At 35.2% G+C, this 15,478-nt stretch carries 9 protein-coding genes; 8 read left to right on the top strand and 1 reads right to left on the bottom strand.

All coding sequences use genetic code 11. From position 1 onward, the window contains the following. The first annotated feature begins 18 nt into the window (after positions 1–18). The 6 genes from OO013_RS13835 (at position 19) to OO013_RS13810 (ending at position 9,311) form a co-directional block, all read left to right on the top strand. Positions 19–657, top strand: coding sequence for a 7-carboxy-7-deazaguanine synthase QueE (locus tag OO013_RS13835; protein WP_266057507.1), 639 nt, complete (start codon positions 19–21; stop codon positions 655–657). Positions 658–665: 8 nt separating this feature from the next. Then, positions 666–2,603, top strand: a complete 1,938-nt coding sequence (locus tag OO013_RS13830; protein ID WP_266057506.1) for an OmpA family protein — start codon at positions 666–668, stop codon at positions 2,601–2,603. Between the two features lie 258 nt (positions 2,604–2,861). Further along, positions 2,862–5,993, top strand: coding sequence for a SusC/RagA family TonB-linked outer membrane protein (locus OO013_RS13825; RefSeq protein WP_266057505.1), 3,132 nt, complete (start codon positions 2,862–2,864; stop codon positions 5,991–5,993). Positions 5,994–6,011: 18 nt separating this feature from the next. Further along, positions 6,012–7,457: a SusD/RagB family nutrient-binding outer membrane lipoprotein gene (locus OO013_RS13820; protein WP_266057504.1), complete on the top strand. Its 1,446-nt coding sequence runs from the start codon at positions 6,012–6,014 to the stop codon at positions 7,455–7,457. 11 nt (positions 7,458–7,468) lie between these two features. Continuing rightward, entirely contained in the window at positions 7,469–8,359 is an 891-nt protein-coding gene (locus tag OO013_RS13815) for a hypothetical protein (protein ID WP_266057503.1), read from the top strand. Between the two features lie 7 nt (positions 8,360–8,366). After that, positions 8,367–9,311, top strand: a complete 945-nt coding sequence (locus tag OO013_RS13810) for a hypothetical protein (protein ID WP_266057502.1) — start codon at positions 8,367–8,369, stop codon at positions 9,309–9,311. A gap of 519 nt (positions 9,312–9,830) precedes the next feature. Here OO013_RS13810 and OO013_RS13805 read toward each other — a convergent pair. Continuing rightward, on the bottom strand, positions 9,831–10,547 hold the full coding sequence (locus OO013_RS13805; RefSeq protein WP_266057501.1) for a hypothetical protein: 717 nt from the start codon (positions 10,545–10,547) through the stop codon (positions 9,831–9,833). Positions 10,548–10,627: 80 nt separating this feature from the next. Here OO013_RS13805 and OO013_RS13800 point away from each other — a divergent pair, with 80 nt between their 5' ends. Both OO013_RS13800 and OO013_RS13795 read left to right on the top strand, forming a co-directional pair. Then, a complete protein-coding gene (locus OO013_RS13800) occupies positions 10,628–11,041 on the top strand; it encodes a hypothetical protein (RefSeq protein ID WP_266057500.1) in 414 nt (137 codons plus the stop codon). Between the two features lie 2 nt (positions 11,042–11,043). Further along, positions 11,044–15,144, top strand: a complete 4,101-nt coding sequence (locus OO013_RS13795) for a T9SS type A sorting domain-containing protein (RefSeq protein ID WP_266057499.1) — start codon at positions 11,044–11,046, stop codon at positions 15,142–15,144. The last annotated feature ends 334 nt before the right edge of the window (positions 15,145–15,478 follow it).

Here is a 15,478-nt window from a genome sequence, read left to right as displayed (position 1 = left end):
CCGCTTAAAAAAAGTTGTATGCAAGAACAAATTAAAATTAAGGAGGTAGAGATTTCTTCAGAAACTCTACCTGTAATGGAATCATTTTATACCATTCAGGGGGAAGGTGCTTATCAGGGACAAGCAGCTTACTTTATTCGTTTAGGAGGATGTGATGTAGGTTGTCATTGGTGTGATGTGAAAGAATCCTGGGATGCATCAGTTCATCCAAGAAAAACAGTACAATCATTACTTAATGAAGTGGAGGAAGTCGAAGGTAATATCGTTGTTATTACTGGTGGAGAACCTTTAATGCACGATCTTGATGTTTTGACTTCTGCTATTCAGGAGAGGGGTAAAAGGACACATATAGAAACCTCAGGAACACACAAGATTACAGGTTCATGGGATTGGATTTGTTTTTCGCCTAAAAAATTTAAAAGACCATTGGATGAAATTTATTCCAAAGCAGATGAACTAAAAATAATTATTTATAATAAATCTGATTTTGAATGGGCCAAAATGCACGCTGAACGTGTCAATAGTGCATGTAAACTATATTTACAGCCTGAATGGTCTAAAGCTGATGAGATGATTCCGGCTATAATAAATTTTGTAAAATCTAACCCAGACTGGAATATATCACTTCAGGTACATAAATTTATGCAAATACCATAATTATAAGTATGTCAAAAATCTCTTTATTTTTTGTTGTTTCTATTTTTGCCTTTGTAAATTTTTCGCTTTTAGCTCAAAGAGGACAGAGTAATTACTCTACTAAAAATAAAAAAGCTATTGAATATTTTGAGGGAAGTGAGAATTATATGATCAGGCGTCAGTATGACCAGGCCATTGATTTGCTCCAACAATCAATTAAGAAAGATGATGACTTTATTGAAGCATACCTGAGGTTGGGCCAGTGTTATCAAGCGACTTCAAAACCAGATCTTGCATTACAAACTTTTCAAAAATCATTAGAGTTAGATCCAAATAATAATTATCCAATAATCAGACTTCAATTAGCTGAATTGTATTTTAATGACAATAATTATAATAAAGCTAAGGAGTATTACGAAGAATTTATTTACAGCAAACCAAATCAAAGATTATTAGGATTAGCGCAACAACGATTAGAGAATTCTAATTATGCAATTAAATTCTTTAAGACAAACAAGGATACTTCTAATGTCAAAAAAGTAAAACTACCAGAGCCACTCAATCAATTTCAATTACAATATTTTCCTGCTTTATCTGCTGATGAAAAACAAATATTTTTTACAGGCAGAAAGGGATTCTATAATTATCACGATGAAGATCTTTATGTTTCGGTAAGAGATGATCAGGGGAACTGGTCAGTGCCTGAATCAATTAGTGAAAATATAAATTCTGAAAAGAACGAGGGGACATGTACAGTTTCCGGTGACGGAAGAACTATAATCTACACCTATTGTCACGAAAGGGAAGGGTTTGGTAGCTGTGACCTTTATATAAGTTATAAAGAAGGGGCAAACTGGACTAAGCCAGAAAACCTTGGAGGGAGAATTAATTCTTCAGCCTGGGAGTCGCAACCTTCCTTATCAGCGGATGGTAGAATATTGTATTTTGTTAGTGACAGAAAACCCTCTTTCGGCGGAAAAGATATTTATGTATCATATAAAAATTCAAAAGGAGAATGGTCACTTGCTGAAACGCTTGGGGAACCTGTGAATACCAAAGGGGATGATTCCGGACCTTTCATACATGCCAACGGGAGGACATTGTTTTATTCAACAAATGGTTTGAAAGGGTTTGGTAAACAAGATCTATTTTACAGCAATTTAAAGGATGATGGTAAATGGACTGATCCTAAAAATCTTGGTTGGCCCATTAATGATAGTCAGGATCAACCATCAATTTACATTACTCCCGATGGTAAAAGAGGTTATTTCAGTAGTGAAAGAAGGTTAAATACGTATTATGAAGGTTATCTTTATATGTATGATTTTTCCAGAGATCTCTTCGATATGGAGGCCGCAAGGCACTTAACTGGAATTGTTTCTGACAAGTATGAAGAAACCCCTTTAAAAGCAACAGTCAGCTTGATAGATCTTGAAAAAGATAGCATTGTACAGCAGGTAGAGTCTGATCGATTTACCGGCAGATATTTAATCGTTGTTCCTGAAGGGAAAAAATACGGGTTATTTACTAAGGCAGATGAATATCTGTATAAAAGTGAATCTATTAACCTTATTGATGATGAAATCAATACCTTTAACAAGGATATAGAGCTTGTGCCTATTAAATCGGGTGAGTATTATAAATTAGGAAATGTCTATTTTGATTTTGACGATTTTAAACTTAAACCTCAGTCGATACCTGAGCTTAATAATATCATTTCCCTTCTTGAGGAAAATCCTGATATCAACATTTTAATTGAGGGGCATACAGATAATAAAGGACAACCTGCCTATAACCAGCAACTTTCTGAAAAACGCGCTAAGTCGGTGTACGATTATTTAATTGCTAATGGGATATCTTCATCCAGATTAAAGTATGAAGGATATGGAGATACGCGTCCGGCAGTCCCCAATGATTCTGAAGAGAACAGAGCTGAAAATAGAAGAATCGTAGTTAAGATATTGTAATAATCTAATAAGAAATATTACAATACCGATAAAAGAATATTAAATCAATCTTTGTTCTACTTCATTAAAACCTATCCCAACCTTTTAAAAGGTGAAATAAATTTTCAGGTTTATTTATTATTTCGAAATTAAATTTTGCGTTTTGTTTTAAATCAGAATCTGGATTATTTATTTACAGTTATCTTTTTTTTAACATAAATTATAAGTTAGATTTGAAGATAAACTTTTTTTAAACCGTTAAACCTAAACCTAAACAGTATGAAGAGAATTTTCCTCTTATCATTCTTTTGGGCGATTAGTTTTTTAGCTATAGCACAAGAGAAATCGGTATCCGGGACAGTAACCGGTGAAAATGGAGAAGGCATACCAGGTGTAAACGTTCTTGTTAAAGGAACGACTCGTGGTGTGGTAACAGACATTCAAGGTAATTATAGTTTGAATGTACCTTCAAGTGATGCAATTATTCAAATCACATCGATTGGTTACGTAACTCAGGAAATCCCTGTTGGATCGCAAACATCAATTGATGTAGTACTAATCGAAGACGTAAGACAACTTTCAGAAGTTGTTGTTACAGCGATTGGTGTTGAGAAAGAACAAAAAGCGCTGGGTTATTCAGTCCAGTCAGTGAGCAGCGATGATATGAACAAAGCTAGAGAGTCAAACGTGATTAACTCTCTATCAGGTAAAGTTGCTGGTGCTCAAATTACTTCTTCTTCAGGAGCAGTTGGTGCTTCTTCAAGAATTGTACTTAGAGGACCATCTTCAATTACAGGTAACAACCAGCCATTATTTATCGTGGATGGTGTTCCAATTAGTAACGCAGCAGCAGGTAACTCTGGACCATATGGTGGAGTTGACTTCGGTAACGGTGCAGCTGATATTAACCCTGATGATATTGAGTCAGTAACAGTACTTAAAGGACCAAATGCTGCGGCACTTTACGGTTCTCGTGCATCTAATGGTGCTATTGTTATTACTACAAAATCAGGTAAAGGAACAAAAGGAATCGGAGTTGCAGTTAACTCTTCTTTCCAGTTTGATTCTCCTCTAAGAACACCTTCTTTCCAGAACTCTTACGGACAAGGTTCTTCAATCAAATCATTTAACTGGATTGATGGATCAAGTGCTGCTGGTGGTGTTGATGAGTCTTGGGGTCCAAGATTAGATGTAGGATACGAATTCCCTCAGTTCACAACTCTTGGACAGGAAGCAACTCCTTGGGTTTCAGTTCCTGGTAACGTTAGAGATATTTACGAAACAGGTAAATTATTCACTAATAACGTTGCTTTAACTGGTGGAAATGACAAGGGTAACTTTAGATTATCAGTTACAAACCTTGAGCAAACTGGTACTATACCAAATACAGATTTAAGCAGAAACACAGTTTCTTTAGCTGGTGGATATAACCTGACTGAGAAATTCAGAGCTGAGTTTGTTGCTAACTATGTGAAGAACCACAGTGACAACCGTCCAATAGTAGGTTACAGTTCTGGTAACCCTATCCAGCAGACAATCTGGTCTGGTAGAAACGTTGATTTCAATGCACTTAAGGATTATGAAAACCTTCCAATTACGGATCAGGGTCTAGGTGCTGGATATGCTCCAATTAACTGGAACACAAGATATCAAAACAACCCATTCTGGGCGGCAGACAATATTAATGTAGGAAATACTAAAAACAGATTATACGGTAACTTCCGTTTATCTTATCAGATCCTTGACTGGTTAAGTGTATTTGTTAGATCAGGTATGGATACATACCACGATTTAAGAGAAAGTAAGTATGCTAAAGGTATTGAAACTACCAATAATGGTAATGGTGCTTACAGCAGATCTGATATCAGCTTCCAGGAAATCAACACAGATTTCTTAATTACTGCTAACAAAAATATTAATGAGCAGTTTTCTATCGACGCTTCTTTCGGTGGTAACAGAAGAGATTATTACTACCAGTCTTTAAATGGTTCTGCTCCGGAATTAGAACTTCCAGGTGTTTACAACCTAGATAACGTAAAATCAGGTGTTAACGTAACTACTTCAAATTACTACGAGCAAAAAAGAGTTAACTCTCTTTATGGTTCTGCTGAATTTGGATATAACAACTATCTTTTCTTACAGTTAACAGCTAGAAATGACTGGTCTTCTACACTTCCGGCTGATGAAAACTCTTATTTCTATCCTTCAGCAAGTTTAAGTGCTGTAGTTTCAGATATTTTTGAAATGAAGTCTGGAGTTGTAGATTTCTTAAAAGTAAGAGCTAGTTGGGCACAAGTAGGTAACGATACTGATCCGTACAGATTAGTTCAGACTTTTGCTTTCTTTGATCCATTTGGAGCTGTTCTTCAGCCAACTGAATCAAATACTTTATTAAACCCTTCTTTGAAGCCTGAAATCACGACTTCAACTGAGTTTGGTTTAGAAGCTACATTGTTTGGTGGTATCATTACTACTAACATGACTTATTATGATGCTGTTAACACAGACCAGATCATTCCAGTAACTATTTCTGGTGCTTCAGGATATACAAACAGACAAGCTAACATTGGTGAAATGACCAATAGAGGTTTTGAAGTTCAATTATTAGCTGAAATATTAAGAGGTGGAGATTTCGAATGGGATGTTCAACTTAACTGGGCAAGAAACAGAAACGAAGTAACTAAACTTGCTCCAAACCTTGATCAGGTTATCCTTGGTAGCCAGTGGTCAGTTGATGTTCAGGCTCGTCCGAACGAAAGATATGGTGTTCTTTTTGGACCTGCATTCGCGAAAGATCCAGAAGGAAATATTATTCATGAAGATGGACTACCTGTTATTTCTGAAACTTCTGCGATCTTAGGTTATACTCAGCCAGATTTCACAGCAGGTCTTACTAATACAATCAGATATAAAGGTGTATCACTTAGCGTATTAATCGACGGAAGAAAAGGTGGAGATGTATATTCTATGTCATCTACTTGGGGTCGTTATGCAGGTGTGTTAGAAGAGACATTATTAGGTCGTGAAAACGGACTTGTTGGAGTTGGTGTTAAAAACGTTGGTAGCGATGAGAATCCTGTGTATGTAGAAAATGATGTTGTAGTTTCTAGTAAACTTTACAATCAGAGAGCATATAGCAACTCAGTTGCAGAAAGCTCTGTATATGATGGATCATTCATTAAACTACGTCAGGCTCAGCTTAGCTATACTTTCCCGAAAAGTATCATCGGAAATACTCCGTTTAAGAACTTAACTCTTTCTGTAGTTGGTAGAAACTTAGCATTCTTGTATGTAACTGTACCGCACATCGATCCAGAGACATCTTTCAATAGTGGAAATGCTCAGGGTCTTGAGTTTGGTCAGATTCCTACAAACAGAAGTATTGGTTTCAACGTGAATTTCAACTTTTAATCCATAAGTTTGAAGAATATGAAATTGAAAATTAAACAAAGTATATTATCAGTGTTTGCATTTGCTTTATTAGCGGCATCTGCATGTACATCTGATTTTGAGGAAATAAATACGAACCCAAATGGTCCTTTAGAAGTACCATCGTCGTTATTGATTTCTTCAGTTTTAACTATTACTGGAGACCAAATGTATTCTACCTTCCTTGGTGGAGACATGGGTTCTTGCTGGGCTCAGCATTGGGGTAAAGTTCAGTATAATGATGAAGCGAGATATCAATATCGCGAAACTGTTACGAATGGAATGTGGGTAACATTCTATGCGAGATCATTAGCTGACGCTAAAAAAATGTATGAGCTTGCTCAGCAAGAAGGAAACGAAAACGTACAGGGAGTTGCCTTAACTTTGTCGGCATATGTATATGCACTTTTGACTGACGTTTATGGGCCAATTCCAATGAGTGAAGCACTTGCTGCTCCATCTGGAAATAACACTCCTAAGTATGATTCACAGCCAGAAGTGTATGATAGTCTTGTAAACATGCTTGATCTTGCTGTTGATAAGCTTGGTTCAGGTGTTGGTACTATCAATGCTACATCAGACTTAATGTATGGTGGTGATGCTTCTAAATGGCAGAGATTTGCTAACTCGTTACTTTTCAGAACAATTATGAGAATGAGTGCAACTAGCGAATTCTCAAATTATTCTTCTAAGTTACAAGAGATCTATAATTCTGGTACATTATTTACATCTAGAGATGATGAAGCTAAGTTTGCATACCTGGCTGCAGCTCCTAATAACAACCCGATTTACAACACGATTGTAGAGGGTAATAGAGGAGAATTTAAGGTCAACTCTAAAATGATTGAAGTACTTGAAGCCAATGGTGACCCAAGATTGTCTGTTTATGCTGAAGTAAATGAAGACGGAGAATACAGAGGAAAACCTTCTGGTTATACTGGTCTTCCAACTGATGAGTGGAATTATACTAATGTATCTTCAATCGGAGAGTTTTATCTTCAGGCTACAAACCCAGCGTTATTTTTAACTTATAGTGAGCAGGAATTCTTTATTTCTGAAGCAATTGCCAGAGGATTTATTACTGGTGGTTCTGCTTTAGCTCAGGAGCATTATAATAATGCAGTTACAGCTGATTTAGAATCTAATGGTATTGGTGCTGCAGATATCGCGTCATACCTTGAAGCTAATGGTTATGCTGGTGTTGATAAAATAGCTGAAGAAAAATGGGTATCTCTTTATACTCAGGGATTAGAAGCTTTTACTGAGTGGAGAAGATTACAAGTTCCTGCTTTAGATTTACCAGTTGAAGCAGTTGAAGATGAAATTCCAAGTAGATATCGTTATCCACGTGATGAGCAATCTCAAAACAGAGAAAGCTATGATGAGGCTGTTGAAATGCTTGGTGGTTCAGATAATTTAACTACTAAACTTTGGTGGAACAAATAAAATTATTGACGATGAAAAAAATTAATTTATTAATAATAGCTTTCTTGGCAGTATTAGTATATGGCTGTATAGATCCTGAGGATCCAATGACAGGCAATGCGCAAGAAGGTGGAGCTTTACTTGAGGTTAGTAGAACTGAAGGTAAGTTCTTAGGAAACAAAAGTACTGAAAATGATACTTTAGCTTCATTTACTGAAACTTTACTTGATTTTAATGTCAGGATTTATACAGGAGGCGAGGACGGATCTGTTGATTTCTACGAATTAGTTAAGAAATACAATGGTGGAGAAGCAGTTCCTGTAACAACTTTCACATCTGAAGATATTGCATTTGATAAATCATTTACTTACCAGATCACTTCTCCTGAGGAGTTTGTTGAAGGTACAACTGCTTCTTTAGATGGAATCAAAGTAGGCGATGTGTTTTCTTTCGTTGTAATGATTCACATGAAAGATGGTAGAGTTCTTGAATCAAGAGGTGGTAAGTATGATGTTACTGCTAACTGTGCTAGTAATTTAGCTGGAACATATACTTTAAGTGGTACTTGGACTGATGGCGATCCTTATGAGTATACTGATGTTGTAGTTACTGAAATAGGACCTGGACAGTACACTGTTTCAAGAACTGGTCACTGGTCTTCTCCAATTTTACCTGGAGATAAGGATGCACCATTATTGTTAAATGACCAATGCGGTAACTTATTCATTCCTCAGCATAACCTTGGTGACTATTACAGTAACCAGGTATATGGTATTGAAGATGAAAACCTTTATGGACAAGCTGGAATCAATGGTAAAGTTTCATTTGATGCAGATGGTAACGTTACTAAAATTGATTATTCTTACTTCATAGATTACCGTGGAGGACAGACATATAACGATGTTTTAACACCTGTAAATTAATATTTGAATGATGAAACTTAAAAGTATATATATATTAGCTGTTGCAGTATTACTTGCTTTTACTGCTTGCGAAGATGATGACTTTACAGGTTATGGTAGTATGACACCTGTAGAAGGTGTGGTGGCTACTATAGTTCCTGAAGGTGATGGTACTTATTTAGTTACCGATGAAGCAGAAACAGAAGTCGAGTTAGTTATTAATCTTAACAAAGCTCAAAATGTTGATTTGATGTTTAATCTAAGCAAGACTGGTGGAGACGCTGTTGCTGGAACAGATTTTGATATGCCGGCTTCAGTAACTATTCCTGCTGGAGAGCTTACTGATACTTCATATGTTACTATTTTAGCGAACTGTGATGATATAGCTGAAAAAACTCTTCAAATCACAATTGGTGATGAAAGAAACGGAAACGTTGAATTCACTGCTGAAACAATGGACTTTACAATAACTAATGTAAAGGAAAATGATGAAGGAACACCAGCGTTTAATTTGACTCATTCTTGGAATCTTTCTGGTGATGATGCAGCAAAAGTTTCTGCTAACGAATCTGGATATGATTTTCTAGACAATGATATCGAAATTTATGATGCAGATTTTAATTATTACGGTGGTTCATTCACAGGAGGTGAAGAATCTTTACAAGTAACTGCACCAGAAGCTGGAAAGCAATATTTCATCTACGCTTATACTTATGCAGTAACTGAAACTGGAGAGATAGGTCCTTTTACTTATCCTTCTACGATGTCTTTTTCAAGATGTGGTTCATTTGAAGAAGTAACTGTTGAGTCTGTAACATATGATGAGACAGAATTGCAAGGACAGATAGGAAGTTATCCAGATATCACACAGTACGGAACTTATACCCTAATTGGCTATTACGTATATAGCGATGGCACATTTAAGGTATATGATGCAGATGATAATCTTCTTTTTGAAGAGCCAGTTGAATAAGTTCATTCTTTATTAGAATGTCAAAATATAAAGCAGACCTTAGGGTCTGCTTTTTTTTATTGCTGCGTATTTTGGAAGCTGTTAGAAATTAAATCAATTATTTATGCTAAGTGAACCTTTACAATAATAGATACATAAAGGGTTTAATACTTTTTGTTTGTTGTTTACCAGAGGTAAGAAGGGCGAGATAACCTTTGAATAGCCGCAAAAATGCTATTGTAAGCTATAGCTAAGCACAGTGTTAGTTTAATAAAATATAGTATATAACATCTTCAATTGATTAAGTGAAAATGTAAAAGAATTAGAATTTATAACCCCCTGCTTATTTGAACATCTACTTTGCTTCTAATTCTGACAATCTTTCGTATGACAGTTTAAAAATCAAAATTGGGAACAGGAAAATATTTTATCCTGTATTAATATATTTTGAATGCCTATTTTAATTCTAATATATTTATTATTTGGGCATAAAAAAAGCCATATCATATGTTGATATGGCTTTTTAACTGCTATAGATAATTATAAAGCTTTGTCAAAATTAAGTGTTGTTTCAATTAATTCACTCTCATTGTTCTTGTTGAATTTTTTCAGGCTTTTATATTCTTCTGAAGATATTTCGTCAGACTTTTTTATCGTCGATTTTTTAACTTCCATTAACTCATTATCAATTAACCAATAGTAGTTAAAATCTCTTTTAAATGTTTTATCTTTTGATCCAACATCAAGTGCAACGTTATAGTTTCCTTCAATAACTTTTATCTCAGCTTTCTTTACTAGTTTAATATTTTCTCCTTGACTAAGGATCTCGTAAAGACCTGGTTGTAGATTAGTTATTTGCCCCATGTATTTGGCATTTTTAAAAAACCTGGTTTTATTATTATCTACATCTAAATAACTAAAGCTCTTAATCATAGAGATACTCAATACCTTAATATCATTGATGTTTTCAGGATTTTTTATTTCAAATTGTTTTCTCACAAGATCTAATCTTGCCCAAACGTCTTCAATTTTTCTATCGTCTGCTAAGGTAAAAGAGCTTTTATGCCATCCATCAGTTAGATAAACAGTTCCTTTCTCAGATGGTACATAACTATCAAATTGACTGATAGCACCAAATGCATTTGTGTTCATATCTACACCTTTCGTAGAAACTCCACCTGCTGTTTGTGATTGAGCATTTATCTGTAAAATCGAAACTATTAAACAAATAAAGGTTGATAAATGTAAATTTTTCATAAAATATGTGCAAAAAATTGTCAAAAGTGTTTTAAATTGAAAATTATTTTCAACCTGTAAATTATTCCAATTTTATTGTTTTGAAAAACATTTTTAGATCTAAGTACTTTTTAGTTGTATTATTTTTAAGTTTGTACTCTTGTAGCGTTAGTAATAAAAAAGAATCTAATACGATAAGTAGTTTTGACACATTGCAATGTGACAGCACTTACCAGATTTTTAATCAACCAAAAAGTCACTATATCGATGTTTGTAAGAGAAAAATTCCAACATCCGGTAAACAAGTTATTTTTTATAAAGTTTATGATAAAAAAGAAATAATTTTTGATGATTCCTTCATAGGCGGGGATATTTCCTGGCAGGATGACCAGAATATTTTAGTTAGACCTATAATTGGAATTCAAAATGATTCAATAAATCCAGCCTATATATTAAACGTTCAAACCAAAACGAGAAATAATCAACCTAAACAATCTGAAACCATTAAATATTAATTATGAAAAAATTTTTACAATTGTTAGTGTATTTTTTTTCAGCTATTGCAGTAATTATGATATTTCAATTCAATTCTGCAGATGAAGAAAATAAAACAACCAAAATTAAGTCAACATCAGATTTAGCAGAAGATTCCTTCACAAAATGGTGGCAGGAAAAAATTCGCTCTAAGCAAAATGGTGCTTTTAAAGCTGATAAACCTGATGAATTTATTAAGTATTACAATGCTATTAGAACAAAGCATGGAGATTCAGCACCTCAGTACGGTGTGAATTATTTGATTGAGGAAAACAGCAAACTACCAACCGATTTTTCAGTACGAAATGCCGAATTGAATTTTGACGAAAGAGGGCCTTCGAACGTTCCGGGACGAACAAGAGGAATTGTTGCTGATCCAACCGATAACACAGGTAATACCTGGTTGGCAGGATCTGTTGGTGGTGGTATCTGGAAAACTACAGATGCAGGTCAAACCTGGGTTAATAAAACTCCGGAATTACCTAACATTGCTATAAGCTGGTTAGCCTATGCGCCTTCAAATCCTAGTATAATATATGCTGGCACCGGAGAAGGTTTTTCAGCATCTTCTGGTTTTATTAAAGGGGCTGGTGTGTTTAAATCAACCGATGGAGGTGAAAACTGGGTTCAATTATCAGCCACAGCTAATGAAAATTTCCAAACAATTAGTAGAATTATAGTAGATCCTCAGGATCCTAATACAGTTCTCGTTTGTGCAAATAATGATCCTGTTAATGCAAGGGCTTTTAATTCAGGGATATTTAAGAGTACAGATGGGGGTCAATCATGGAGAAGAGTATATGATGCTCAGGTCTCGTATGTTCAGGATTTGGATTATGAACCAGGTAACTTTGATGTTATTTATGCTGCTGAGAGAAGACTAGGCGTTTTAAAATCTGTTGATGCAGGTGAAAACTGGAGTGTTTCAAATTCAGGGATGAGTCCATCTGGAAGGGTAGAAATAACGGTTTCACCAGTAAAAACAGATCGAGTCTTTGCTTCTGCACAAGGTGATCAATCTGGGAATGCGTCAGACCTATATATCTCTGATGATAGGGGTGAAACGTGGGATTTACTTTTTGAGTCATCTTCATCTGATGCAATTACAACTAATGTTGACTTCTTAGGAGGACAAGGTTGGTATGATAATATAATAATGGCCCATCCTTTTGATCAGGATGTTGTATATGTGGGTGGTGTAAACCTGTGGAAATTCACTGTACAAGAAGGACTGAGTGAAACTGACCCTACTTTATTAAATGTTGAAGAAACCGGAGAGACATTTTTTGAGCTTGTTCAGTTTGGTGGTGAATTTCTTTCTGGGACAATTGGACAAGGAAGTGCAGCAATCGAAGATTATTCATCTGTAGAAATTAGATTTGGTGCTGGACTTTCTCAAAAGGCATATAGATTTACAGTTCCTGAAGGTGAGGGGCCGGGAGTTCCTGCTTCTGATTATACATATCAGGATTATGTTGAGGTTCCTTTCCAGGTTTGGGATGTGGATAATAACCGCCAGCTAATGGTGTCTTTTAGAGATCAGCAACGTGATGGAGAATTCAATTTAATTAATTTAAATACAACTGCAGGAGAAGAAGACCTTCATTCAAGAGAGTATCTATACATTCATAGCGTTGAATATTCTGAAACACCTTCAACTGATATTGCAACAGACGGCGGTCACGTTTTTAACGACATGTATTTTCTCTGGCCTTATTTAATAGAGTCTCAAACCTGGGATCCTGCTAACATGCAAAGCCTTGTATATAAAATAAACTGGGGTACAATGATAACTCGGGTTAAGGATACAAAGAATGTTTCAGATGCATATGGCCAGTATTCAGGAAACAATAGATTTAGTCAGACAACGGGTGCAACAACAGTAACCGGTCTTCACCCTGACCATCATAATTTAGTTCCAGTCATCACTGACGAAGCAAATCAGGAATGGAAGATAATAAACGGTAATGATGGAGGTGTTTATGTTTCCAAACCTGGAGCAAATCCAGGAGAATCTAATGGTGATTGGATTTATTCAGGAGATGGCTACAACACTACTCAATTTTACTTTGTTGATAAAGCTCCTGGAGAGAACAGGTATATTGGTGGGTCTCAGGATAACGGAACGTGGTTAACTCCACAGGGAGAAGTAGGTGGTAGCGATACTAAATATCAAAGAGCTTTAGGTGGTGATGGTTTTGGAGTAGTTTGGCATTATACAAATCCTGACTTAATCTTAGGAACTGTTTATTACAACGATATAAATAAATCAACTAACGGAGGAGTATCCTTCCAATCTTCAGTGAGAGGTCTTACTGATAATAGTGCAGGTAATGCTCCTTTTATTACAAGATTGGAGAATTCAAACTCCCAACCTGATGTTGTTTACGCTGTTGGGTCCTCAGGAATCTGGAGGTCATCTACATTTGGAGGTACTTGGGATCTTATTGAGCCTGATGGAGATTGGAGTTTGACTTCATTTAGCCAGGTAAGTATTTCAGAAGCAACTCCAACTGTAGTTTATGCAGGAGCAGGAATGATTCCTGATCAAGCTGGTATCTTCGTTTCAAAAGATAATGGATTAACTTTTAGCCAGGTAAATAACTTTACAGATTTAGAAATGGGAGTTATTTCAGGTTTGGCAACACATCCAAATGACCCTGCACAAGCATATGCATTATTTTCTTTTGCTAAATCACCTAAAGTACTTCATACTGATGATTATGGGCAAACATGGAATGATATTTCTGGATTTGGCGCAAATGAAGTGTCTTCATCTGGCTTCCCTGATGTAGCAGTATTTGATTTACAGGTGATGCCATTTGATAATAATATTATCTGGGTTGGTACTGAAATTGGTATAATAGAATCTACAGATGGAGGCCAATCATGGCATAGATTAAATGCAAATATGCCAGCTGTATCTATATGGGATATTAAAGTTGAAGATGATCAGGTTGTACTAGGTACACATGGCCGTGGTATTTGGTCAGTTACCTTACCTGAGTTACCGCAAACTATAGTGGGTCCTGAAGTATTGTCAATAGAAGCTGCATTAACTAAAGATATTATCGCAGGATTTAAATTCAGAAATGACTTTGATTCTGTTGGTATAATACTCAATGATTATGACACTATTTATAGTTATGATATCAAAGAGGGTGAATATGAAGTGTTAATTGATATTAATGAAGAAGTCGTACGAGCAGAGATAAATACTGTAGGATATAAAAATGGATTAGCATTCCCTGGTGAAGGATTGTCTAGAACTTTAGGATTCTATCCAGATGCAATTAATAGTTACATTAACCGATTCAAGACTAACACTTTTGATTTTGATTTCAATAACATCGGTCAAAACTCATCTACAATTTTTGATGGAAGACCGATACAAACCGATCATCCATACAATACAGAAACTGAATCAATAGTATTGTTTGATTTCCCGGTACGAGTAGCAGAATTTGATGCATTTGTTGCATATAAGGATATAGCTATAGTGGAGCCCGGTTTGGAAGGTTCGTTACCTGAAGAAGCATCGTTTAAAGATTATGTTGTAGTTGAGGCTTCCAAGAATGGTTTTGAATGGATTAGCATTACGGAAAAGTATGATGCATCATTTGATTCGAAATGGCTGGAAGCATATGAAAATAATGTGGAACCAAAGAATGATGATTTTGTAAGTCATCAGATTGATTTACTTCAATTTTTTGAACCAGGAGATGAGATTTTATTAAGATTTAGAATGTATTCTGATCTTGAAAACACTTCTTGGGGATGGGCAATAGATGATCTTATCATTCAAGATAGAAATGAATTGTTATCCGTGGGCGATAATTTGACTATTAGCGCTTCATCAATATATCCAACCAGATTAAGAAATGGAGAGGTGTTGAATATCGATTCAGATACTAAAACGGATAGTTATACAATTACTAATTTATTAGGACAACAGGTCCAACAAGGAGAAGTCATAAATAATCAGATCACACTACAAAATGTGTTGGTTTCCGGGATTTATATTGTAAATACTTTTGATGAATCCGGAAATAATCAAATATCTGAAAAAATATTAGTTTGGTAATATTTACCATTTACTAATCATCATTTGTTAATCATACAGGATTAACAACATTAAAAACCGAGGAAGGGCTACCCTTCTTCGGTTTTTGTTTTTTATAGACTTATTAAATGATTGAATGAGGATGTTTTTGCCTTGCCTAATTAATCAAGCTTCACATTTCTAAGCATAATTTTTTTTTTAAGCAACACATATTTTTTAGATAAATTATTAAGTCGAATAATCATTTGCTTCAATAATAGCTCTTGGATTATTATGGTTTTGGATTAAGCAATTAATAATCGGTATGTTATAATGCCCTTGCTGATTGAGTGATTAAACCAATAATATATTTATA

The sequence above is a fragment of the Mangrovivirga halotolerans genome (assembly GCF_026241165.1).
Classification (GTDB): domain Bacteria; phylum Bacteroidota; class Bacteroidia; order Cytophagales; family Cyclobacteriaceae; genus Mangrovivirga; species Mangrovivirga halotolerans.
This window is presented reverse-complemented; position numbering and strand designations above follow the sequence as displayed.